Annotated in this window: 17 protein-coding genes; 11 read left to right on the forward strand and 6 right to left on the reverse strand. The window is 62.6% G+C overall.

The window, feature by feature from the left end; translation table 11 throughout:
- Positions 1-58 precede the first annotated feature (58 nt).
- Positions 59-1,120 (reverse strand): sn-glycerol-3-phosphate ABC transporter ATP-binding protein UgpC, encoded by a 1,062-nt coding sequence (ugpC, locus tag ASG39_RS17170; protein WP_062596193.1) that lies wholly within the window; start codon positions 1,118-1,120, stop codon positions 59-61.
- A gap of 268 nt (positions 1,121-1,388) precedes the next feature.
- On the opposite strand from ugpC, the gene ASG39_RS17175 reads away from it, so the two are divergent.
- From ASG39_RS17175 to ASG39_RS17190, 4 genes are all read left to right on the forward strand, one after another.
- Positions 1,389-1,829 (forward strand): RbsD/FucU domain-containing protein, encoded by a 441-nt coding sequence (locus ASG39_RS17175; RefSeq protein ID WP_062596194.1) that lies wholly within the window; start codon positions 1,389-1,391, stop codon positions 1,827-1,829.
- A gap of 148 nt (positions 1,830-1,977) precedes the next feature.
- Positions 1,978-4,056 (forward strand): ATP-dependent helicase, encoded by a 2,079-nt coding sequence (locus ASG39_RS17180; protein ID WP_200943899.1) that lies wholly within the window; start codon positions 1,978-1,980, stop codon positions 4,054-4,056.
- Positions 4,057-4,150: 94 nt separating this feature from the next.
- Entirely contained in the window at positions 4,151-5,284 is a 1,134-nt protein-coding gene (gene dinB / locus ASG39_RS17185; RefSeq protein ID WP_062596239.1) for a DNA polymerase IV, read from the forward strand.
- A gap of 477 nt (positions 5,285-5,761) precedes the next feature.
- Positions 5,762-7,144, forward strand: coding sequence for an FAD-containing oxidoreductase (locus tag ASG39_RS17190; RefSeq protein ID WP_062596195.1), 1,383 nt, complete (start codon positions 5,762-5,764; stop codon positions 7,142-7,144).
- Between the two features lie 63 nt (positions 7,145-7,207).
- Here the strand turns inward: ASG39_RS17190 and ASG39_RS17195 are convergent, their stop codons facing one another.
- Together ASG39_RS17195 and ASG39_RS17200 are read right to left on the reverse strand one after the other, a co-directional pair.
- On the reverse strand, positions 7,208-9,214 hold the full coding sequence (locus ASG39_RS17195) for a HAMP domain-containing methyl-accepting chemotaxis protein (RefSeq protein WP_062596196.1): 2,007 nt from the start codon (positions 9,212-9,214) through the stop codon (positions 7,208-7,210).
- A 154-nt stretch (positions 9,215-9,368) separates the two neighbouring features.
- Positions 9,369-10,364: a bile acid:sodium symporter family protein gene (locus ASG39_RS17200; protein ID WP_082477324.1), complete on the reverse strand. Its 996-nt coding sequence runs from the start codon at positions 10,362-10,364 to the stop codon at positions 9,369-9,371.
- A gap of 112 nt (positions 10,365-10,476) precedes the next feature.
- Here ASG39_RS17200 and ASG39_RS17205 point away from each other — a divergent pair, with 112 nt between their 5' ends.
- Positions 10,477-11,331, forward strand: coding sequence for a LysR substrate-binding domain-containing protein (locus ASG39_RS17205; protein WP_062596198.1), 855 nt, complete (start codon positions 10,477-10,479; stop codon positions 11,329-11,331).
- A 111-nt stretch (positions 11,332-11,442) separates the two neighbouring features.
- Here ASG39_RS17205 and ASG39_RS23460 read toward each other — a convergent pair whose 3' ends face one another.
- Both ASG39_RS23460 and ASG39_RS17210 read right to left on the reverse strand, forming a co-directional pair.
- Entirely contained in the window at positions 11,443-11,586 is a 144-nt protein-coding gene (locus ASG39_RS23460; RefSeq protein ID WP_082477325.1) for a DUF1127 domain-containing protein, read from the reverse strand.
- A 221-nt stretch (positions 11,587-11,807) separates the two neighbouring features.
- Positions 11,808-12,722, reverse strand: coding sequence for an AraC family transcriptional regulator (locus ASG39_RS17210; RefSeq protein ID WP_062596199.1), 915 nt, complete (start codon positions 12,720-12,722; stop codon positions 11,808-11,810).
- A gap of 188 nt (positions 12,723-12,910) precedes the next feature.
- Here ASG39_RS17210 and ASG39_RS17215 point away from each other — a divergent pair, with 188 nt between their 5' ends.
- The 6 genes from ASG39_RS17215 (at position 12,911) to ASG39_RS17240 (ending at position 22,033) form a co-directional block, all read left to right on the forward strand.
- Positions 12,911-14,377: an alpha-glucosidase/alpha-galactosidase gene (locus ASG39_RS17215; RefSeq protein WP_062596200.1), complete on the forward strand. Its 1,467-nt coding sequence runs from the start codon at positions 12,911-12,913 to the stop codon at positions 14,375-14,377.
- Between the two features lie 172 nt (positions 14,378-14,549).
- Entirely contained in the window at positions 14,550-16,637 is a 2,088-nt protein-coding gene (locus tag ASG39_RS17220) for an ABC transporter substrate-binding protein (protein ID WP_062596240.1), read from the forward strand.
- A 142-nt stretch (positions 16,638-16,779) separates the two neighbouring features.
- Complete coding sequence (locus tag ASG39_RS17225; protein ID WP_062596201.1) at positions 16,780-17,793, forward strand: ABC transporter permease; 1,014 nt, start codon at positions 16,780-16,782, stop codon at positions 17,791-17,793.
- The gene (locus ASG39_RS17230) at positions 17,790-18,947 is read left to right on the forward strand and encodes an ABC transporter permease (protein WP_062596202.1); all 1,158 of its coding nucleotides are present in this window, start codon (positions 17,790-17,792) and stop codon (positions 18,945-18,947) included. Before ASG39_RS17225 ends, ASG39_RS17230 begins: the two co-directional genes overlap by 4 nt.
- 13 nt (positions 18,948-18,960) lie before the next feature.
- Positions 18,961-20,631: an ABC transporter ATP-binding protein gene (locus tag ASG39_RS17235; protein ID WP_062596203.1), complete on the forward strand. Its 1,671-nt coding sequence runs from the start codon at positions 18,961-18,963 to the stop codon at positions 20,629-20,631.
- Positions 20,632-20,662: 31 nt separating this feature from the next.
- Positions 20,663-22,033, forward strand: coding sequence for an alpha-glucosidase/alpha-galactosidase (locus ASG39_RS17240; protein WP_062596204.1), 1,371 nt, complete (start codon positions 20,663-20,665; stop codon positions 22,031-22,033).
- A 297-nt stretch (positions 22,034-22,330) separates the two neighbouring features.
- Here ASG39_RS17240 and ASG39_RS17245 read toward each other — a convergent pair whose 3' ends face one another.
- A complete protein-coding gene (locus tag ASG39_RS17245) occupies positions 22,331-22,744 on the reverse strand; it encodes a GNAT family N-acetyltransferase (protein ID WP_244481260.1) in 414 nt (137 codons plus the stop codon).
- Positions 22,745-23,025 lie beyond the last annotated feature (281 nt).

Consider the following 23,025-nt stretch of genomic DNA (forward strand, 5'->3'; position numbering starts at 1 on the left):
TCTGAGCCACATCGCGTGGCATGCCGGCACCCCGCCCAGGCGCGCCGGTCTATCGCAATCAGCCGAGCCGCAGCCCGGACGCACCGTCGAACAGGTGCACCAGAGCGGGGTTCGGCGTCATCGTGATGATCTGATCGGTGTCGCCGGCCACCCGGTCGCGAAACACACCGATGATCTTCTGTTGCCCGAGCCGGGCGAAGACCTGCGTTTCCGAGCCCGTGGATTCGATCACCGAAATCCTGGCTTCCACAGATCCGCCGAGCGAAAAGTGCTCCGGCCGGATGCCGTAATAAGCGGGCTGCCCGTCGGAGCCTGCCGGGGCTGTGGTCAGCGGCAGGACGATGCCGTCGTCCGTCTCGAAGCTCGGCGCTGCGCCGGCACGGATGCGGCCCTTGATGAGGTTCATCGAGGGCGAGCCGATGAAGCCGGCAACGAAGACATTGGCCGGGCGGTCGTAGAGGTCGAGCGGCGAGCCGATCTGCTCGACGCGGCCGTCGCGCAACACCACGATCCGGTCGGCCATCGTCATGGCTTCCACCTGGTCGTGCGTCACGTAGATCATCGTCGTTGCGAGGCGCCGCTGGAGTTCCTTGATCTCGGCACGCATCTGCACGCGCAGCTTGGCATCGAGGTTGGAGAGCGGTTCGTCGAACAGGAAGACCTTGGGATCGCGCACGATCGCCCGCCCCATCGCGACGCGCTGCCGCTGGCCACCGGAGAGCTGGCGCGGGTAGCGCGCAAGGTAGGGAACGAGATCGAGGATCTCGGCGGCCTTGCGCACGCGTGCCTCAATCGTCGCCTTGTCGTCGCCGCGCATCTTCAGGGCAAAGCCCATATTGTCGGCCACGGTCTTGTGCGGATAGAGCGCATAGCTCTGAAACACCATGGCGATATCGCGGTCCTTCGGCGGCAGGTCGTTGACGACCTTGCCGTCGATGCGGATGTCGCCCGAGGAAATCGGCTCGAGGCCGGCCACCATGCGCAGCAAGGTGGATTTTCCGCAGCCGGACGGCCCGACGAGCACCACGAACTCGCCGTCCGGAATCTCCACGGACACGCCATGGATCACGGCAAGGCTGCCATAGGCCTTACCGACGTTTTCAATATTCATCGACGCCAAAGGGGGCCTCCTACCCACTTACGCTGTGCACTCCCTCACAGCCCCGGCGCCATCGACGCCGTTCGTCAGCAACTTCACACACAATAACATTGTTGTAAATTGCTATTCGCCAGATGCGTTGAGGTTTGTTGCATGAGGGGTTCATTCCGACTGCGAGAGCACGCAGAGGACTGCCGGAGCCTCATTTCGGCACGGTTGAGAAGAAAGAGGCTTGGATACATCACAAATTATAGTAGAAACGTGAAGTGAGGATGAAGGAGGAGACAGCATGCTCAAGGGAATCGATCCGGTGATCCACGCGGATCTCATGCACGCGATGATGCGGATGGGCCATGGCGACGATCTCGTCTTGTGCGACATCAATCACCCCGCGGCCACCATTGCAGCCCACACGACTTACGGCCGCCTGCTGGACCTCTCCGGTTGCGGGCTGACGGAGGCTGCGCGCGCCATTCTGACGCTGTTCCCGCTCGATACCTTCGTCGAACGCCCGGTCAGCCGCATGCAGGTCGTTGGCGATCCCGAGGCGCGCATGCCGATCTTCGATGCCATGCAGGACGTGGTGGATGCGTCGCAGGGGCGAGCCATCCCGATGGAGGCGCTGGAGCGCTTCGCGTTCTACGAGGCGGCCAAGCGATCTTTCGTCATCGTGCGGACCTCCGATCCCGGCCCCTATGGCTGCTTCATCTTCAAGAAGGGCGTGATCTGAAGCTGGCCGCATCTCTAAAGGTTACCCCGGTCTTCCCCGAGGCCCTGTTCAAGCTTTTCCCCGGCTGATATGTTCGTTATTTGTTCCGAAAGCCTTCGCGTGCCGATTCTGTGCGAGGCTGGGCGGTCGGCAGGACGGGGAAGACGGCATGGTGGCGGTAGCCTATCTGGATACGTTGAACGAGCAGCAGCGCCAGGCCGTCGAACACGGCATCGTTTCGGGTGATGCCTCCTCCGACACGGTCGCCGGGCCGCTCCTGATCATTGCCGGTGCCGGATCGGGCAAGACCAACACGCTCGCGCATCGCGTCGCCCATCTCATCGTTCACGGCGCCGATCCGCGGCGCATTCTTCTACTGACGTTTTCCCGCCGTGCCGCCTCGGAGATGGCCCGGCGGGTCGAGCGCATCTGCCGCAAGGTGCTCGGGGCCAATGCCGGCGTTCTCATCGATGCGCTGGCCTGGTCCGGTACTTTTCACGGGATCGGTGCGCGGCTCCTGCGGATCTATGCGGAGCAGATCGGCCTCGACATCGACTTCACCATTCACGATCGCGAGGACAGCGCCGACCTGATGAACCTGGTGCGTCACGAACTCGGTTTCTCCAAGACGGAAAGCCGATTCCCGACGAAGGGCACATGCCTGTCGATCTATTCCCGCGTCGTGAATTCGCAGGCGCCGCTTGCCGAGGTTCTGCGTCTGCATTTTCCTTGGGTCGCGGGATGGGAGGCGCAGTTGAAGAGCCTGTTTTCTGCCTATGTCGCGGCGAAACAGGCGCAGAACGTGCTCGATTACGACGATCTCCTGCTCTACTGGGCGCAAATGGTCTCCGACCCCGACCTTGCCCTGGATATCGGCGAGCGGTTCGACCATGTCATGGTCGACGAGTACCAGGATACGAACCGGTTGCAGGCCTCGGTGTTGATGGCGCTGAAGCCCGGCGGCCGGGGTCTGACCGTGGTCGGCGACGATGCGCAGTCCATCTACGCATTCCGGGCAGCCACCGTTCGCAATATCCTCGATTTCCCCGGCGCCTTCAGCCCGGCGGCCGACGTGATCACGCTCGACCGCAATTACCGCTCGACGCAGACCATTCTCGCCGCAGCCAATGGCGTCATCGATCTTGCGCGCGAGCGCTTCACCAAGAACCTGTGGACGGAGCGTCAGTCAGCCGAGCGGCCGAAGCTGGTGACGGTCAAGGACGAGACCGACCAGGCCGTCTTCATCGTCGAGCAGATTCTCGCCAATCGCGAGACGGGCATGACGCTGAAGCAGCAGGCCGTGCTGTTCCGCTCGTCCCATCACAGCGGGCCCCTCGAAGTGGAGCTGACGCGGCGCAACATCCCGTTCGTCAAATTCGGGGGCCTGAAATTCCTCGACAGTGCCCATGTGAAGGACATGCTGGCCGTACTGCGGTTTGCCCAGAACCCGCGGGACCGCGTGGCCGGCTTTCGCCTGCTGCAGATGCTGCCGGGCGTGGGGCCGCAGACGGCAGGCAAGATTCTCGACGCCATCGCGGCGGATCCCGAGCCGCTCGCAGCCCTTGCCGAAATCCCCGCGCCGCCCCGCACCGGCGGCGACTGGAGCCCCTTCGTCACCATGCTGGAGAGCCTGCGGAAATCCGGACCGGGCTGGCCGGCGGATATCGGGCTCGCGCGGATCTGGTACGAGCCGCATCTCGACCGTCTTCACGAGGATGCGGAGACCCGTAAGGCGGACTTGCTGCAACTGGAGCAGATCGCGGGCGGCTACGCCTCGCGCGAGCGCTTTCTAACCGAGCTGACGCTCGATCCGCCGGATGCCACCAGCGACCAGGCCGGCGTGCCGCTGCTGGACGAAGACTATCTCATTCTCTCCACCATTCATTCCGCCAAGGGACAGGAATGGCGCTCCGTCTTCATGCTGAACGTGGTGGATGGCTGCATCCCGTCCGATCTTGGAACCGGGACCACGCAGGAGATCGAGGAAGAGCGGCGTCTTCTCTATGTCGGAATGACGCGGGCGAAAGACAGCCTTTCGCTGATCACGCCGCAGCGCTTCTTTACCCATGGACAAAATCCGCAGGGCGACCGGCACGTCTATGCCGCGCGGACCCGCTTCATTCCGGCGACCCTTCTGCAGTTCTTCGAACAGGCGACATGGCCGCTGGTATCGGCGTCCGCTTCGGAACGCAGCGCGCGCGAGATCCGCATCGACGTTGCCGCCCGCATGCGCGGCATGTGGAGCTGAAGCCATGCAGCCGGGCACGCTGGATATGGCCGCACGAGAGGCGGCGCGCGAAGCGGCCGAACTCGCCGAAGCGCTGGCCGCTCCGGCTGCCGAGATGGCCCCTGAACCCGATCCGGGTGCGACCACGACCCCGCCGACAGGCGATGCGCCGGTGCGAAAGATCATCCATGTCGATATGGATGCTTTTTACGCTTCGGTCGAGCAGCGGGACGATCCCGAGCTTCGCGGCAAGCCCGTCGCCGTCGGCGGCTCCGCGGCGCGCGGCGTGGTGGCGGCCGCGAGCTATGAGGCGCGGGTTTTCGGCGTGCATTCGGCCATGGCCTCGGTCACCGCCAAACGCAAATGCCCCGATCTGATCTTCGTCAAGCCGCGCTTCGAGGTCTACCGCGCCGTCTCCCAGCAGATCAGGGAGATCTTTGCGGATTACACGCCCTTGATCGAGCCGCTGTCGCTGGATGAGGCCTATCTCGATGTGACCGAAAATTTGAAGGGCATGGAGATTGCGACCGAGATCGCCGCGGAAATCCGCGCACGGATTTTCGCCGTGACGGGCCTCACGGCCTCGGCCGGCATCAGCTACAACAAGTTCCTGGCCAAGATGGCGTCCGATCAGCGAAAGCCGAACGGGCAGTTCGTCATCACGCCCCGAAACGGTCCGGCCTTCGTGGAGGCCCTGCCCGTCAAGAAATTTCACGGCGTGGGTCCTGCGACCGCCGAGCGGATGAAGAAGCACGGCATCGAGACGGGGATGGACCTGAAGACCAAGCCGCTCGCCTATCTCCAGCAGCATTTCGGCAAGTCCGGCGCGTACTTCCACGGCATCGCACGGGGGATCGACGAGCGGCGCGTTCGCCCGGATCGCATCCGCAAATCGGTCGGCGCGGAAGACACGTTCGGTGAGGATATCTCCGACCTTGCTCTCGCCGAGGCAGAGTTGCGGCCGCTGGCCGAGAAAGTCTGGCGTTACTGCGAGGCGCACGATATCGCCGGCAAGACCGTGACGGTGAAGATAAAATATGCAGACTTCACGCAGGCGACGCGTGCGCGAACGCTTCCCGTAGCCTTCGCCCGGATCGAAGATGTTCTCGACGTCGCCGACCAGCTTCTGGCGACGGTCCATCCCTTTCGCCGGCCGGTGCGGCTTCTCGGCGTTACGCTATCCTCCCTGACGACAGCCGGCTCGGAATCCGACGCACGCGAGGAGCCGCAACTCGATCTCGGTCTTTAGGCTGTTCGGTCGCCACGGATGGCGGGCAGATTGAAACAGGCAGGCCGAAGCTCAAAACGAAAAAGCCTGCCGCGGGAGGAGGTGCGGCAGGCTTTCCGATAAGAACCGAACGGCGGCTGGGAGGAGGATGCCGCCATTCCTTCGAACGATCCTGGGAGGAGGAGTGGAGCGTTCGAGATACGAAGGATGCGGGAGGAGGTGCATCGCTTCGTTGGAATGAGATATACCCTCGTACGCATGCCCTTACGAGATGCAATGTTGCAGTGCAGCTATGCAGAAAGCGAAGGTCGGGCGGACAGGACCAGCGCGCCGACAGACGGCCCGTGAGGAACGTGCCCCCCATGCGGCAGCCTTGTTCCGAATGTCGGTCTGTGATTGCATTGAACGTGTCGATCCAGCCTTTGGAGATTTCATGTTTCTGCTGACACCTTTGACTCTCGGTGCCCTCCCCGTCCTCGTTTCCAAATCGTTTTCCGCATGAGAACGTTCGACGCGATCATCATCGGTGCGGGCCAGGCCGGTCCTTCGCTTGCCGCCCGTCTTTCGGCTGCCGGCCGCTCCGTCGCGATCATCGAGCGCAAGCATGTCGGGGGAACCTGCGTCAACACCGGCTGCAAGCCGACCAAAGCGCTCGTTGCCAGCGCCCATGCCGCCCATATCGTGCGGCGGGCGGCGGATTTCGGCGTGGTCGTCGGCGGCGATTTCACCATCGATATGCCCTCCGTCTTTCGCCGGTCGCATCAGATCACGCTCGACAGCCGCCGAAGCAACGAGGACTGGCTCGAGGGTCTCGATAACTGCACCCTGATCCGCGGCCATGCCCGCTTCGAGGATCGGACCATCGTGCGGGTGGGCGAAGAGCGTCTGACGGCCGCGCAGATTTTCATCAACGTCGGCGGCCGGGCCGCCATTCCCGATTTCCTGGGCATCCGCGATGTGCCCTTCATGACGAACAGCGATATCGTCATGCTCGACCGCGTGCCGAAACACCTCGTCGTCGTCGGCGGCAGCTATATCGGGCTCGAGTTCGCCCAGATGTACCGGCGCTTCGGCGCGGCGGTCACCGTGGTCGAGAAAGGACCACGCCTCGTCGCGCGGGAAGACACGGACATTTCGGATGCGATACGGGCGGTGCTGGAAGCCGAGGGCATCGACGTCCGGACCGCGGCGGAGTGCATCCGTTTTTCCCGCGAGGGAGACGACCTTGTCGTCGGCGTCAGCTGCACGGAAGGCGAGCCCGACATTCGCGGGTCCGACATCCTGCTCGCCACGGGGCGCACGCCCAATACCGACGATCTCGGTCTCGATGCTGCCGGGGTGGCAACGGATGGCCGCGGCTATATCGTCGTCGATGATACGCTCGCCACCAGCATTCCCGGCATCTGGGCGATGGGCGATTGCAACGGGCGCGGCGCGTTTACCCACACGGCCTATAACGATTACGAGATCATCGCCGCGAACCTGCTAGATGGAGAGGCGCGCAAAGTGTCGGATCGTCTGCCCGGCTATGCGCTTTATATCGACCCGCCGCTCGGTCGGGTCGGAATGAGCGAACGGGAGGCTCGCGCCTCGGGCAGACGGATCCTCGTCGGCCGACTGCCAATGACACGGGTCGGCCGGGCTGTCGAGAAAGGCGAGACGCAAGGTTTGATGAAGATCGTCGCCGATGCGGACACGCGGCAAATTCTGGGTGCGGCCATTTTCGGCACGGGCGGCGACGAGGCCATTCACGGCGTGCTCGACCTGATGAATGTCGGCGCCCGCTACGACGATCTGCGCTGGGCCGTGCCCATTCATCCTACCGTCTCGGAGTTCTGGCCGACTCTCGTTCTCGGCATGACGGCTGTGGATGCGACCTGATGAGAAGAGGCCCTCGACCGTCGTCGAGAGCCTCGCTTTTCCGGTTCTGATGCCGTCAGGGGATCAGAATTCTTCCCAATTGTCGGCCGCTGCCGATGGTGCAGCACTGGCGGAGCCGCCGGAGAAGGCGCGCGCGAGCGTGTTCGCCATCTTTCGCGCGGGCGACGCCACGGGTACGGCGCGGGTGGCGCTCGCGACGACCGGCCAGCTCGTGGTCTTCGCACGGGGTGCCGGCCGGGACGACACGGAAGCCGTAGGCGCGTAGCCTGCCGCCGACGCGCCGCCGAACTGGAAGCGGGCGATGAGATCCTTCAGACGTGTCGCTTCGGTGGCGAGCGTGGCGCCGGCCGCATTGGCTTCCTCCACCATCGCCGCATTCTGCTGCGTCACCTGATCCATCTGGTTGACGGCCGTGTTGACTTCGGCAAGGCCGATCGACTGTTCGCGCGCCGATGTCGCGATCGCATCCATGTGCTGGTTGATGGTGACGATGTAACCCTCGATCGTCTTCAGCGCTTCGCCCGTTTCGCTGACGAGCTTCACGCCGCTCTGCACTTCGCCGGAGGAGTTGCGGATCAGGTCTTTGATTTCCTTGGCGGCCTTGGCCGAGCGCTGGGCGAGTTCGCGCACTTCCTGGGCGACGACCGCAAAGCCCTTGCCGGCTTCCCCGGCGCGTGCGGCTTCGACACCGGCGTTGAGCGCGAGCAGGTTGGTCTGGAAGGCGATCTCGTCGATGACGCCGATGATCGAGGAAATCTGGTTGGACGACTGCTCGATCTTGCTCATCGCGTCAACGGCACTGGTCACGACCGCACCGGACTGGCGGGCATTATCGTTGGCCTGTACGGCGACGGTGCGGGCTTCCTCGGCGCGCTTGGAGGAATTGGCGACATTGGCGGTGATCTGGTCAAGCGCCGCTGCGGTTTCCTCCAGCGAGGCCGCCTGCTGCTCGGTCCGGCGGGACAGATCGTCGGCGCTCTGGCTGATCTCACGCGAGCCGCTGTTGATCGAGCCGGTCGCATCGGCAACGGCGCTCAGCGTGCTGCGGAGCTGCTCGACGGCGCGGTTGAAGTCGGTGCGCAGGGTTTCGAAGTCGTCTGCAAAGCGTTCGTTGAGCTGGACGCTCAGATCGCCGGAGGCGAGATGCGCCAATCCCTTTGCAAGCCCGCTGGTGGCCTGCGCCATCGCTTCGGCACGCTCGTGCTCACGTTCGGCCTGGCGACGCCGCTCGGTTTCGCTGAGGGAACGCTGCTCATTGGCGGCGGTTTCCAACTGGCGTGCCTTCAGGCCGTTCTCCTTGAAGACCTCGACGGCCCGTGCCATGCCGCCGACTTCGTCGCGACGCTCGGTGCCCAGAACATCCGCGTCGAGGTCGCCCGTCGCAAGGCGCTGCATCACGCTGTCCAGCGCATCGATCGGCCGGACAAGCCATGCGCGAATGGCGAAGAAGGCTGCAAGGATGACGATGAGCGTGCCGAGCACGACGAGGGCGAAGGTGACCCAATATGTGTTGATCGATTCGGCCGTCAAGCCGTCATTCACCGTGCTTGCGACCGCCAGCAGGTCTGCGGTTTCCTCTGCCAGTGCCTGGCTCATGGCCGGAAAGTTCATCTCGCATTCGCGCAGGAAGGCGCCTTGCGCGCTCAGGCGGTCCTGCGACCCTTTGGCGGCGGCGGCACGGCTGAAGGCGTTGCCGCAGGCTTCGTTCAGGATCGACAGACCCTTGACCTTCAGCTCCGAGATCGTCGCATTGTCGGGCGTTGCGGCGAGGGCTGCGTCCATTTCCGTGGCAAACTCTGCCTTGGCAGACTGAAGTTCCGCCGACGCCGTGGCCTTGGCTGCCTCGGAGTTGACGATCATCAGCGTGCCGGCTGCGGCACGGGCGTTCTGAAAGGCGCGGTTCGCCAGTGCCAGTTCGGTCGCTGCTTTCGCTTCCTTGCTCAACAGTGCGGAATAGGCGGCATCGGTCTTCATGATCCGGTCGCCGGAATAGAAGGCGACACCCAGGGAGAAGAGCGCGAAAACGCCCATCAGGCTCAGAAATTTCCCAATGATCGGAATGTGTTTCACAGAATGCCTCAAGCCTTACGGGACAACGATTGCGCTGCAACATAGGCATTGAGATTTAAGTGATGGTTTACATCTAAGGCTCAGATCGCAAATGCGAACACATTTTCCGTTTCGTCATAAATCGACATTGTGAGGCGCCGGGGCGACCGCAGCGTCAGGCCGCAACCGGCTCTGCCGCCTCCCGCTCTTTCAGCCGCGACGCATATTTCTGCGCGATCACGGCACAGGCCATCAGTTGGATCTGGTGGAACAGCATGAGCGGCAACACGATGGCGCCGACGGAAGTCGAGGCATTGCCGAAGATCGCATTGGCCATGGGAACGCCGCTCGCAAGCGATTTCTTCGAGCCGCAGAAGGTGATGGTGATTTCATCTTCCTTGGAGAAGCCCAGAAGGCGGCTGCCGAACATGGTGATGCAGAGTACGGTCGCCAGAAGCAGCATGTCGACCACGATGACGGCGGCGATGTCGGCGAGCGAAAACGTGTGCCAAAGCCCTTCCATCACCGCTTCGGAAAAGGCGAGATAGACGACCATCAGGATCGAGCCGCGATCGACCGGCATCAGCAGTTTCTTGCGCGAGCGGATCCAGTTGCCGATCCAGGGCTGGAGAAGCTGTCCGATCACAAAGGGCAGCATCAGTTGCAGGAGAATGCTCTGCAGCGCACTCCAGGAAAACCCGCCGCTGCCCGTGGTGGAGAGAACGAGGCCGGTGAGGAGCGGCGTCAGGAACATGCCGAAGATGTTGGAACCCGAGGCCGAGACGATGGCCGCGGGCACGTTGCCACCCGCCATGGAGGTGAACGCGATCGAGGACTGCACGGTGGACGGCAAGACGCAGAGGAAGAGGATGCCGGTATAGAGTGGTGCTGCGAGGATCGATGTCGGGATGAAGCCGATGGCGAGACCGAGAAGCGGAAAAATGCAGAAGGTCGTCAATAGGATCGTCACATGCAGGCGCCAGTGAAGCGCCCCGGCCACCACGGTGTCGCGCGACAGGCGTGCGCCGTGCAGGAAGAACAGAAGCCCGATCGCGATGTCCGTCGCAATGTTGAACGCCTCCGCATAGCGCCCGTAGATCGGCAGAAACGAAGCGAAAATGACGGTGCAGACGAGCAGGATGGTAAACGTATCGGGCAGGTAGCGGCGCATGATCGCGGTCCTCGCGGGCTCTCGGACGGGTCTTGTCTTGAATGATGGAAGCGTCATCGCTTATCATGGTGCGAGATGCAAACACTAACAGTCATCGTTAATCGTGATAACCATGTTGAACCTCACCCATATAGCCAGTTTCGTCATGTTGCAGCAGACCGGCAGCTTTACCGAAGCTGCAACCCGCCTCGGCATCGGACAATCCACCGTGACGCAACATATCCAGCGGTTGGAAAAGACACTCGGGCGGCAACTGGTGTTTCGCGACACGCATCAGGTGCGGCTGACGGCCGAGGGTGAGGCGCTTCTCGGCCATGCGCGCGGGATGCTCGATCTGAACGGCAAGGTGACCGCTCTTTTCGGCGAGAACCGCCTGCGCGGCCGGCTGCGGCTTGGTGTATCGGAGGATGTCGTGGCGAGCCGCCTGACCGCTATCCTCGCCGATTTCATCAGGCTTTACCCGCTGGTGGATCTTGAGATGACGGTGGCCTTGAGCGCTGTCCTCAACCAGATGCAGGAGGCGGGCGATCTCGATCTCGTGCTCGCCAAACGGCATATCGGCGAAACGCATGGACGGCTTCTCTACCGCGAGCCGCTCGTTTGGCTGGCTCTCGATCCCGATCTTTTGATCTCGCGCGGAAACGCACTGCCGCTCATCGCATTCCCCCCGCCGTCGATCACACGCCGCATCGCGCAGGAGGCGCTCGATGCGGCGCGGATGCCTTGGCGGATCGTCTGTACCTGCGGCAGTCTGAGCGGGCTGACGGCGGCGGCGCGCGCGGGCATGGGCTTCCTGGTCCAGCCGCGCAGCATGGCGCCGACCGACCTGCGCGAGGTCTCGGCCGATCGGTTGCCGCCGCTCGCCGATGTGGAGTTCGTGCTCGATCAGCGCCGCGGCGCCGATGCAGCGCTGGTCGATGCCTTGTCGAACCTCATCGTCGCCAAGATCGCGCCGCATCACGCCTGAACTGGGTAGGTGCCCTGCCCGCGCGCCCGATCCCAAACGCAAAACGCCCGCGATGACCGCGAGCGTGAAGCAAATGTTCAAATCGTGTCGGCTGTCGGCCGGACGTCCGTCTTAGCGGACGGCGGCGCGGGCGACGCTGCTGATCTCGGAACGGGAGATGCCGAGGTCGTTGAGTTCGCGCGTCGACATGCGGCCGAGTTCGGTCACCGTCTGACGATACTTGCGCCAGTTATTGAAAGAGCGTGCTACGTTCATGATGATCCCCTTTCCAAGGTCTCCAGCGATGGCGAAACCCTTGTTTCGTCTCTTCCGCTGTGTTGGGATCTTTATACGCGTGCACCGCAACAGCGACCAGCGCGAAAGCCTCAGGTGACGTATGCAGGCGCCGCATGCCTCGATGCATTTTGAGGGGTTGGGTCCTGCCCGCTTAAGGAATCCGTAACGATTTCATGCTCCGTCGGGTGCGTCCCGACGGCCTAGCGCTCCGCCTTCGACCGGCCGCGAGGCTCGCCGACGCTCGCATACATGCCGGTCGTTCGAAACTCCGTCGGACTGGCACCGAAGTGGCGGCGGAAGACCTTGGCGAAGTAGTTCGGCTCCTCGAAGCCCGACATCAGCGAAATCTCCTTTACCGAGAGATTGGCGGCCTGCGTCAACAGTTTGGCGGCACGCTGCAGCCGCTTGCGGAGCACGAATTCCGCCGGCGGCATGCCCTCGGTCGCGCTGAAGACACGGGAGAAATGCGCGCGGCTGAGACCCGACACGCGCGCCAGGTCCTCCACAGGGAGCGGCTTTTCGAGATTGTCGGCGATATGGGACAGGACGTGCTGCATGGTGCGATATTCATGTCCGAAGATGGGGTGCGCCCCGAACACATCGTCGTACAGCGCCATTGCGGCCTCATAGGCGATGGCCGATGCCCGCCCCGGCATGTCCCCGCCGCCGTGGATCAGCCTGTAGCTGCAATCGGCGAGATGCTCGATCGTGTCCGGCTGGAGCGAAAGGATCGGGCCGTTCGCGGAGAGAATGGCCTGATGCAGGCGCATCGCCTCCTCGCCGTTCATGGAGATCCAGAAGAACTCCCACCGCCCGCCGGGCTCCAGCCAGTAACGGTGATTGTGCGGCACGGTCACCAGGAGGGTCTCGCCCGGCAGCACGCGATAGGTCCGCCCGTCATAGCGAAGGTTTCCGACGCCGGAGATCGTGTGCTGGAGGACCGTGAAAGGCGTCTGCCCGCGCTTGCGTCCGTCCCAGTCATAGTTCGGTTTTTCCCGGATTTCATAGCCGGTGCTCGTCGGCATGGTGTGCAGCCGATGCCGGCCACGCGGGAGGGAAACCGTCTTCATACAGGGTCCGCTTGCCATCAATCTCTGCAGCATAGAATTACCCATGAAAGCACAATCCCTCTCTATCACGCTTGGGTATTATACGCATAATGCGGCCACAGGGAGCAATACCGGGAGTATGAGAAGCGTCGAGTTGGATTGAAGCGGGAGGCCGAAACGGCTTCGCGTACCGATTGCACCGCGCGATTTTACCCGGCCGAAAGACAAGACCCATGCGGAGGACATCAGCGGCCATGAGCAGCTTCAAGATCGCCATCATCGGCGCAGGCAGCGTCGGCTTCACCAAGAAGCTTTTCACGGACATTCTGTCCGTGCCGGAATTTGCCGAGATCGAGGTCGCGTTGACCGATATCAGCGAGCAGAATCTCTCGATGATCAAGACGATCCTCGACCGCATCGTCGAAGCCAATCGTCTGCCGACGAAGGTGACGGCAACGACGGATCGGCGAAAGGCCATCGAAGGCGCCCGCTACATCATCAGTTGCGTTCGGGTCGGCGGGCTCGGGGCTTATGCGGACGATATCCGCATTCCCCTGAAGTATGGCGTCGACCAGTGCGTCGGAGACACGATCTGCGCCGGTGGCATCCTCTACGGCCAGCGCAACATTCCCGTCATCCTCGATTTCTGCAAAGACATCCGCGAGCTTGCCGAGCCCGGCGCGAAGTTCCTGAACTACGCCAACCCCATGGCCATGAACACCTGGGCGGCGATCGAATACGGCAAGGTCGACACGATCGGCCTTTGCCACGGCGTCCAGCATGGCGGCCAGCAGATCGCCAAAATTCTCGGCGCCAAGGACGGCGAACTCGACTTCATCTGCTCGGGGATCAACCATCAGACCTGGTTTACCGATGTTCGACTGAAGGGTCGCAAGATCGGCAAGGAGGAACTGGTTGCCGCCTTCGAGGCGCACCCGGTCTTCTCGCAGCAGGAAAAGCTGCGCATCGACGTGCTGAAGCGTTTCGGCGTCTACTCCACCGAGAGCAACGGCCACCTGTCGGAATACCTGCCCTGGTATCGCAAGCGGCCGGAGGAAATCACCCGCTGGATCGATATGTCGGACTGGATCCACGGTGAGACCGGCGGCTATCTCCGCTATTCCACCGAAACGCGCAACTGGTTCGAAACGGAATTTCCACAGTTCCTGGAGAGCGCCGGCAAGCCGCTGGACCCTGCAAAACGCTCCAACGAGCACGCCAGCCATATTCTCGAAGCGCTGGAGACGGGACGTGTCTATCGCGGCCACTTCAACGTCAAGAACAATGGCGTCATCACCAATCTCCCGGCCGATGCCATCATCGAATCGCCCGGCTTCGTCGATCGGTTCGGCATCAACATGGTGGCGGGTATTACGCTTCCCGAGGCGTGCGCGGCAACCTGCATCGCATCGATCAACGTGCAGCGCATGTCGGTGCATGCCGCGATCTCCGGCGATATCGATCTTCTCAAGCTCGCCGTGCTGCACGATCCGCTGGTCGGCGCGATCTGCACGCCGGACGAAGTCTGGCAGATGGTCGATGAGATGGTCGTCGCCCAGGCCGAGTGGCTGCCGCAATATGCCCATGCCGTTCCGGAAGCCCGTGAACGCCTGAAGCATGCCACGGTCAAGACACGAGACTGGAAGGGCGTGGCCCGCCGCGAGGTTCGCTCGATCGAGGAGCTGCGGGCCGAGAAGGCCGAATTGCGGGCCGCGAGCTGACAGATCTCCAGCCGAAGCGGGATCGCTTCGGCGTCGGAGAATGTTCGAAACGCTGGAAGCAACATACATCGTCGGCCGGCCCGCGTCTGGAGGAGATGCGGACCGGTTCGTTCCGGAGGAGTGCCGCAGCCGGAGATACCGGACCGGCAGAAATTGAGGGAGAGACATGACCATGACATCGAACCGCTATTTGAGGGCCGTCGCCGCGCTGATGCTCGGCGTATCGGCCTTTGCGATGACCGCCTCGGCCTCCGAGCCGACCGTGGTGCCGGAAGCGGCGCCCTTTCCCGGGCAGGGCAAGATCACCTACGTGCCGCGCGACTCCATCCTCGAGTTCAAGGCGCTCCCGAAATACAGCGAGCCGGAATGGGTCACGGAAAAGTTCGTCTCGACCGGCAAGCTGCCGCCGGTGGAGCAGCGCCTGCCGAAAGAACCTCTGGTCTACAAGACCGGCAATATGCCGGACGGCGTCGGCGTCTATGGCGACACGCTGCGCCACGTCATCGGCGGCCGGCCGGAAGGCTGGAATTATTCGGCCGGTCAGACGCAGGGATGGGGCGGTATCGACATTGCCATGTCGGAGTGCCTGACGCGCACCGCGCCGCTGTTCCAGGTCGAGGCGACCGATGTGGAGCCGCTTCCGAACCTCGCGCGGAGCTGGGAATGGTCGGCTGACGGCCACAAGCTCACCATGCGCCTGGTCGAAGGCGCCAAATGGTCGGATGGCGTCGAGTTCACGTCCGATGACGTGATGTTCTACTGGAACGACAATGTCGTCGATCCCAACGTCACCCCGCTCAACGGCGCCTCGCCCGAGACCTTCGGCGAAGGCACGACGCTCAAGGCGATCGATGCCTATACCGTCGAGTGGACATTCAAGGACGCCTTTCCCCGCCAGCATCTGTTCGCCATGGCCTATGGCACCTTCTGCCCGGGTCCGGCGCATATCCTGAAGACCAAGCATCCGAAGTACAACAAGGACTTCACCTACGACCAGTACAAGAACGGCTTCCCTGCCGACTACATGAACATTCCGGTGATGGGCGCCTGGGTGCCCGTATCCTACCGGCCCGACGACATGATCGTGCTGCGTCGTAATCCCTACTACTGGAAGGTCGACGAAGCGGGCCACCAGCTGCCTTATGTCAACGAGCTGCATTACAAGCTGTCGACCTGGGCCGACCGCGACGTGCAGGCCATTGCCGGCTCCGGCGATTTCTCCAACCTCGAACAGCCGGAAAACTTCGTCGAGAGCCTGAAGCGCGCAGCGCAGGAAACCGCCCCTGCTCGTCTCGCCTTCGGCGCCCGCCTGATCGGTTACAATCTCCGCATGAACCTCTCGGCCAACGGCTGGGGCGAGGCGGACGAGCGTGGCAAGGCCGTCCGCGCGCTCAATCGCAACGTGGATTTCCGCAAGGCGATCACCATGGCTGTCGATCGCAAAAAGATCGGCGATTCCCTCGTCAAGGGCCCGTTCACCGCCATCTATCCGGGCGGTCTGTCGTCCGGCACCAGCTTCTACGACCGCCAGTCGACCGTCTACTATCCGTTCGATCTTGAGGGCGCAAAGGCGCTGCTCGAAAAGATCGGCCTGAAGGACACGGACGGCAACGGTTTCGTCAACTTCCCCGCCGGTACGGACGGTGGCCAGGATGTCCAGATCGTTCTCCTGTCCAATGCCGACTACGGCACGGACAAGAATCTCGCCGAAGGCGTCATCGGTCAGATGGAACAGTTGGGCCTCAAAGTGACGCTCAACTCTCTCGATGGCGTCAAGAAGGACAATGCCCACTATGCCGGGCAGTTCGACTGGACGATCCGCCGCAATGATCCGGAACTGACGACGGTGGTACAGAACACGACCCAGCTCGCCCCGACCGGCCCGCGGACCAGCTGGAATCACCGTGCCGGCACGGACGGGACGGTCGATCTCCTGCCGTATGAAAGCGACATGGTCTCGATCGTCAACAAGTTCATCGCCTCGCAGGACAATACCGAGCGGACCGGTCTGATGAAGCAGTACCAGAAGATCGCGACCGAGAATGTCGATACGGTGGGCCTGACGGAGTATCCGGGCGCGCTCATCATCAACAAGCGCTTCTCCAACATCCCGTCGGGCGCGCCGATCTTCATGTTCAACTGGGCCGAGGATACGATCCTGCGCGAACGCGTCTTCGTCGCAGCCGACAAGCAGGGCGACTACGAACTCTTCAAGCAGCAACTGCCCGGCAAGCCCGGAGATGCCGGCCCGATCAACTAAGGCCCGGGTCGCAAGCCGATCGACCGATCGATGCCTGCCCTTCGACATCACCGCCGCCGGGCGTTCCGGCGGCAGAGAAAAATGACCGCCCGGGCGCATGGCAGCGTCGCGTCCGGCGGCCGGTTTTCCTAAAGGATACGACATGCTCAGGTTTTTGCTTGTGCGGATCGCCTCCGCGCTGCCGGTGCTCTTCGTCCTGAGCGTCGTCACCTTCGTCATCATCCAGGCGCCTCCCGGCGACTACAGCGACTACATCCGCTCTCAGGCAATCAACCAGGGTGGCGCCTCGTTCGAGGAGGCCGACGCCCAGGCCCAGGCCTACAAGATCGCGAACGGCCTCGATAAGCCGTTGCCCGTGCAATATGTGAACTGGATCACGGGCATCGTCACCCGCGGGGATTTCGGCCACAGCCTGTTCTACAACAAGCCCGTCTCCGAGGTCGTTGGCGAACGCCTGCCCCGCACGCTGGCGCTGGCCCTCGTCTGCCACATCCTCGCGTCCCTGATCGGCATTACCTTCGGCATCCTCGCCGCGACGCGGCAATATACCTGGGTGGATACGTTGCTGTCCGGCATCTCGTTCCTCGGCATGACCGTGCCGCGCTTCCTGATGGCGCTGATCATCGTCTACATCATGGTGTTCCACTTCAATGTCAGCGAGATCGGCTCGTTCCAGTCGGCCCGCTATGGCGGCGCGCCCTGGTCCTTCGACAAGTTCCTCGACCTCCTGAAACATGTCTGGCCGGTCATCGCCATCGCGACCTTCGGCGGGCTCGCCTACAATATGCGCGTCATGCGCGGCAATCTGCTCGATACGCTGAACGCGCAATATGTCGAGACCGCACGCGCCAAGGGCCTTTCCGAGCGCAAGGTCATCATGCGCCATGCCGTGCCCAATGCGCTGCACCCGCTCGTCATGTATCAGGGCGTCGTTCTTCCCTATATGCTGACCGGCGAGATCGAGACGGCGATCATCTTCGCGCTGCCGACCGTCGGTCCGGCCATTGTCGGCTCCATGGCGGTCGGCGACGTCTATGTCACCGCGACCTTCATGCTCGTTCTCTCGGCCACGCTGATCGTCGGCAACATTATCGCCGACCTTCTGCTCGCCGCGCTCGATCCCCGCGTCCGCCAGATGGGAGGGGCCACAGCATGAGTTTCGAAACCCAGGCCACTCTGCCGGCGGCGACCGCCGAGGCCGAGCACCACCCGATCGACGCACGGCCGGCCGAGCAGCATCGCAACGAAAGCTATATGGCGCTCGTCTGGCGCCGGCTGAAGAAATCCTGGACAGGCATGCTCGGCCTCGCCCTCGTCTGCCTTCTTCTCTTCTCGGCCGTTTTCGCGGATTTCCTCTCCCCGGTCGATCCCAAGGCAACGAATGTCGGTTTCTCCCCGCCGCAGCTGCCGAGCTTCACCGACAAGGACGGCAATTTCGTCTTTCCACCGCGCTCCTATCCGGTGCGGGAGACGGACGAACTCGATCCCGTGACGTTCCAGCCGATCATCGGTCCGGACTATGACAATCCTCAGGTCCTCGGTCTCTTCGTCAAGGGCGCGCCCTACAGGCTGCTCGGCCTCATTCCGCTCGATCGTCACCTGATCGGGGCACAGGACGGTTCGCCGATCCATTTCCTCGGCACGGACAAGTTCGGTCGGGATGTCCTCTCCCGCATGCTCTACGGCTCGCGGATCTCGCTTTCGATCGCTCTGACGGTGGTCTTCATCGTCACGGTCGTGGGAACGACGGTCGGCATGGTTTCCGGCTATTTCGGCGGGCGCTTCGATACCTGGATGCAGCGCTTCGTCGAGCTGGTCCTCGCCTTCCCGCAGCTGCCGCTTTATCTCGCCCTCACGTCGCTGATCCCGGTCACTGCACCCACGCATGTGTTCCTCGTCTTCGTGGTCGGCGTCATGTCGGCGCTCGGCTGGGCGCAGATGTCACGGGAAGTGCGCGGCAAGACGCTGGCGCTCGCCCGGATCGACTATGTCCGGGCTGCCATCGCGGTCGGCGCCAGCGACCGGCGCATCATCCTCCAGCATATCTTCCCGAACGTCATGAGCCATGTGATCGTCGCGGTGACGCTGGCCATTCCGAGCGTGGTGCTGCTGGAATCCTTCCTCGGCTTCCTCGGTTTCGCGGTCAAGCCGCCGCTGATCTCCTGGGGGCTGATGCTGCAGGACACCTCGACCTATTCCGTCATCGGGTCCTATCCCTGGATCCTGTCGCCCGTCGGCATCGTGCTGATCACCGTCTTCGCCTTCAATGCGCTCGGCGATGGGCTGCGCGACGCCATCGACCCCTATTGAAAGGAGCGAGACCATGACGACACCCAATATCTCCGTCACGGCGCCGCCTGAGCGTTGCGATCTCGCTGAGCACACGGACGCCCCGATCATCGATGCCCGCAACGTCGCCGTCGATTTCAAAGTGGAGCACGGCACGGTCAGCGCCGTAAAGGACGTGTCCTTCCAGCTCTATCGCGGCGAGACGATCGCGATCGTCGGGGAAAGCGGGTCCGGCAAGTCCGTGACAGCCCGCACCATCATGGGGCTGCTCTCCAAGCGCGCCGTGACCAGCCCCCGCTCGACCATCGCCTACAAGGGCGAGGACGTGCTGACATTTTCCGAAAACCGCCGGCGCAAGCTGCGCGGCGACCGGATCTCGATGATCTTCCAGGAGCCGATGAGTTCGCTCAATCCGGTCTATACGATCGGCGCGCAGATTGCCGAAGCCATTCTCGTGCATCGCCGCATGAGCCGGAAGGCGGCCATGGCGGAAGCGCTGGAGCTTCTGCGGCATGTCCAGATCCCCGAGCCCGAAGCGCGGCTGAACCAGTATCCGCACCAGCTCTCCGGCGGCCAGCGTCAGCGCGTCATGATCGCCATGGCGCTCTCCAACAAGCCGGATGTGCTGATCGCCGACGAGCCGACGACGGCGCTCGACGTGACGGTGCAGGCGCAGATCCTCAACCTCATCCGCGCGCTTCAGCGTGAGATGAACATGGCCGTGATCCTGATCACCCACGACCTCACCGTCGTCCGGCAGTTCTCGGACTATGTCTATGTCATGAGCGCCGGCGAGGTGCGCGAGCACAATACGACCGAAGCTCTCTTCGCCGATCCGCGGCATCCTTATACGGCCAAGCTGCTTGCGTCCGAACCGAAGGGTACGGTCGCGCCGATCTCGCAAACGGCGCCTGTCATCCTCGAAGGCCGCAATGTCCGCGTCACCTTCACGCTCAAATCCGGCGGGTTTTTCAAGCCGCAATTCAGCGAGCTTTTGGCGGTCAACAATCTCAGCCTCTCGCTGAAACGCGGCGAAACGCTGGGCATCGTCGGGGAAAGCGGCTCCGGCAAGACAACCTTCGGCCAGGCGCTCATCCGGCTTCTGAATGCCGAGAGCGGCGAGATCACCTTCGACGGCGAGGCGATCCAGTCCTATGGCCGCACGGAGATGCGCCCGCTGCGCGCCCGTATGCAGATCGTCTTCCAGGACCCGTTCTCTTCGCTCAACCCGCGCATGTCGGTGGGCCAGATCATCGAGGAAGGCCTGATCGTCAACGGGCTCGGCGCGACGCGCGACGAGCGGCTGGGGCGGATCTATGCGGCGCTGGCGAGTGCCGGCATGCCGGGCAACATTCTCGGGCGGTTTCCCCACGAGTTTTCCGGCGGCCAGCGCCAGCGCATCGCGATTGCCCGTGCCATCGCGCTGGAGCCGGAGTTCATCCTTCTCGACGAGCCGACCTCGGCGCTCGATCTTTCGGTGCAGGCCCAGATCATCGACCTCCTGCGCAAGCTGCAGGAAGAGCGGGGCCTTTCCTATCTGTTCATCTCGCACGACCTGAAGGTGGTGCGCGCACTCTGCCACCGCGTCGCGGTGATGCAGCGGGGAAAGATCGTCGAGGAAGGCCCCGTCGCCGAGGTCCTGTCAAACCCCAAGACCGAATACACCGAGCGGCTCGTCCGAGCCGCCTTCAACGTTGCAGCCTGAGCAGAAAGAGGCCCCCATGACCAGTCAACCCATGACCAGACAACCCAAGATCACCTTCATCGGAGCGGGATCGACGACGTTCATGAAGAACATCATCGGCGACATCCTCCAGCGTCCGGCCCTGTCGGGAGCGAAGATCGCACTGATGGATATCAATGCCGAACGCCTTCAGGAAAGCGAAGTCATCGTCCGCAAGCTGATCTCGTCGCTCGGCGCGAAAGCCACCATCGAGATGCATTCGAGCCAGAAGCGCGCGCTCGATGGCGCCAATTTCGTCGTCGTTGCCTTCCAGATCGGCGGCTTCGAGCCCTGCACGGTCACCGACTTCGAAGTGCCGAAGAAATACGGCCTGCGCCAGACCATCGCCGACACGCTCGGCGTCGGCGGCATCATGCGTGGTCTGCGCACCGTGCCGCACCTCTGGTCGATCTGCGAGGACATGATGCAGGTCTGCCCGGACGCGATCCTGCTGCAATACGTCAATCCGATGGCGATCAACACCTGGGCGATCGCCGAGAAGTATCCGAAGATCAAGCAGGTCGGCCTTTGCCACTCCGTGCAGGGCACGGCCATGGAGCTCGCCGAAGACCTCGATATCCCCTATGAGGAAATCCGCTACAAGTCGGCCGGCATCAACCACATGGCTTTCTATCTGAAATTCGAGCACCGCCAGCCGGACGGCTCCTACAAGGATCTCTATCCGGACCTCCTGCGCGCCTATCGCGAGGGCCGAGCGCCGAAGCCGACCTGGAACCCGCGCTGCCCGAACAAGGTGCGCTACGAAATGCTGACGCGCCTCGGCTATTTCGTCACCGAGAGCTCTGAGCATTTCGCCGAATACACGCCCTACTTCATCAAGGAAGGCCGCGAGGACCTGATCGAGAAGTTTGGCATCCCGCTCGACGAATATCCCAAGCGGTGCGTCGAGCAGATCGAGCGCTGGAAGGGCCAGGCCGCGGCCTATATGTCGGCCGACAAGATCGAGGTGAAGCAGTCGAAGGAATATGCCTCCTCGATCGTCAACTCGATCTGGACCGGCGAGCCCTCGGTGATCTACGGCAACCAGCGCAACAATGGCTGCATCACGTCGCTGCCGGACAATTGTGCCGCCGAAGTGCCGTGCCTGGTCGATGAAAACGGCATTCAGCCGACCTTCGTCGGCGCCCTGCCCCCGCAGCTGACCGCGCTGATGCGCACCAACATCAACGTGCAGGAACTGACCGTGCAGGCGCTGATGACGGAGAACCGCGAGCACCTCTACCACGCCGCCATGATGGATCCGCACACGGCGGCAGAGCTCGATCTCGACCAGATCTGGTCGCTGGTGGACGATCTCTTGATCGCGCACAATGAATGGATCCCGCAATGGGCCCGCATCGAGAAGAAGGTCCGCGCGGCCTGATCGGCCGAGACAGCGCGCGACCTAACCTCCCGGGTCGAGACGACGACCGTCGCCGCCGCGCCGACGGACCGGATGGCCCACCGCCATCCGGTCCGTCATCCGGATCTGTGAAGGTGTCGGTTGCGATACGGGGCGGAATGACACTTCAAGCACCCCGGCTGTCGTCCCAATTGAACCCTTGTGGATTTCAGTGCCGGAAAGCTTTGATGTGTAGGGATTGAATGCTGTCCCAAATAGTCTTTATTCCAGTTGAGACAACCACTTTACGCCGATTGCGGTCATGTTCGTGCGAAAGCGTCAAAATAGCAGAGCCATCGCCACCCGACGGAAGGGATCAAGCCCATCCGCAACCTGTCGGTCGAGGTTGCTCCTTAGGTGCTGAAGAATGGTCTCGCCTTCCAGAAGCTTAAAGCCCAGTCTCGCATAGAATGGGGCGTTGAAGGGCGCAAAACGGTCTGTGGTCAATGTCACACCTGCAAGTCGTCTGCGCCGACCATCCTCGATCAAGGTTGTAACGAGACTTCGACCAAGGCCTCTTCTTTGCCAAGCGGGTAGAACATCCACTTCCCCGATATAGAGGTATCCGTCAACGACATACCCACCGGAATAGGCGACCGCAGCACCATCTTCGTTGCACGTGACATACAACATGTTTTCGTAGAGAAACCGCTGCAGTTCCTCGTTGCTATTAGCGGCTGCGACACCACTCACCGCGCCAGTCTCCCGAAGTGTTTCGAAAGAGGCTAACTCGACGGCTTGTAACGCCTGGAAGTCGTCGGGGGTACCACGTCTAATTCGCATTAGCTCAACCTACCTTATCGGCTGCGTCATAACCCGCACATCATGACGATTAGGTGAAAGGTCTTCGTCCGCTTCGGGCCCAATAGCAGACGTCGGTCGTTACGGTGTCATTTCGCCCTCAGCCTGAACCGACCCCTGTGAACATCGAGAGCATCCGCTCTACAAACGAAAAAGCGCCGGAACCACAGTGT

Source organism: Rhizobium sp. Leaf371 (assembly GCF_001424045.1).
In the GTDB taxonomy this organism is placed as follows: Bacteria; Pseudomonadota; Alphaproteobacteria; order Rhizobiales; family Rhizobiaceae; genus Ferranicluibacter.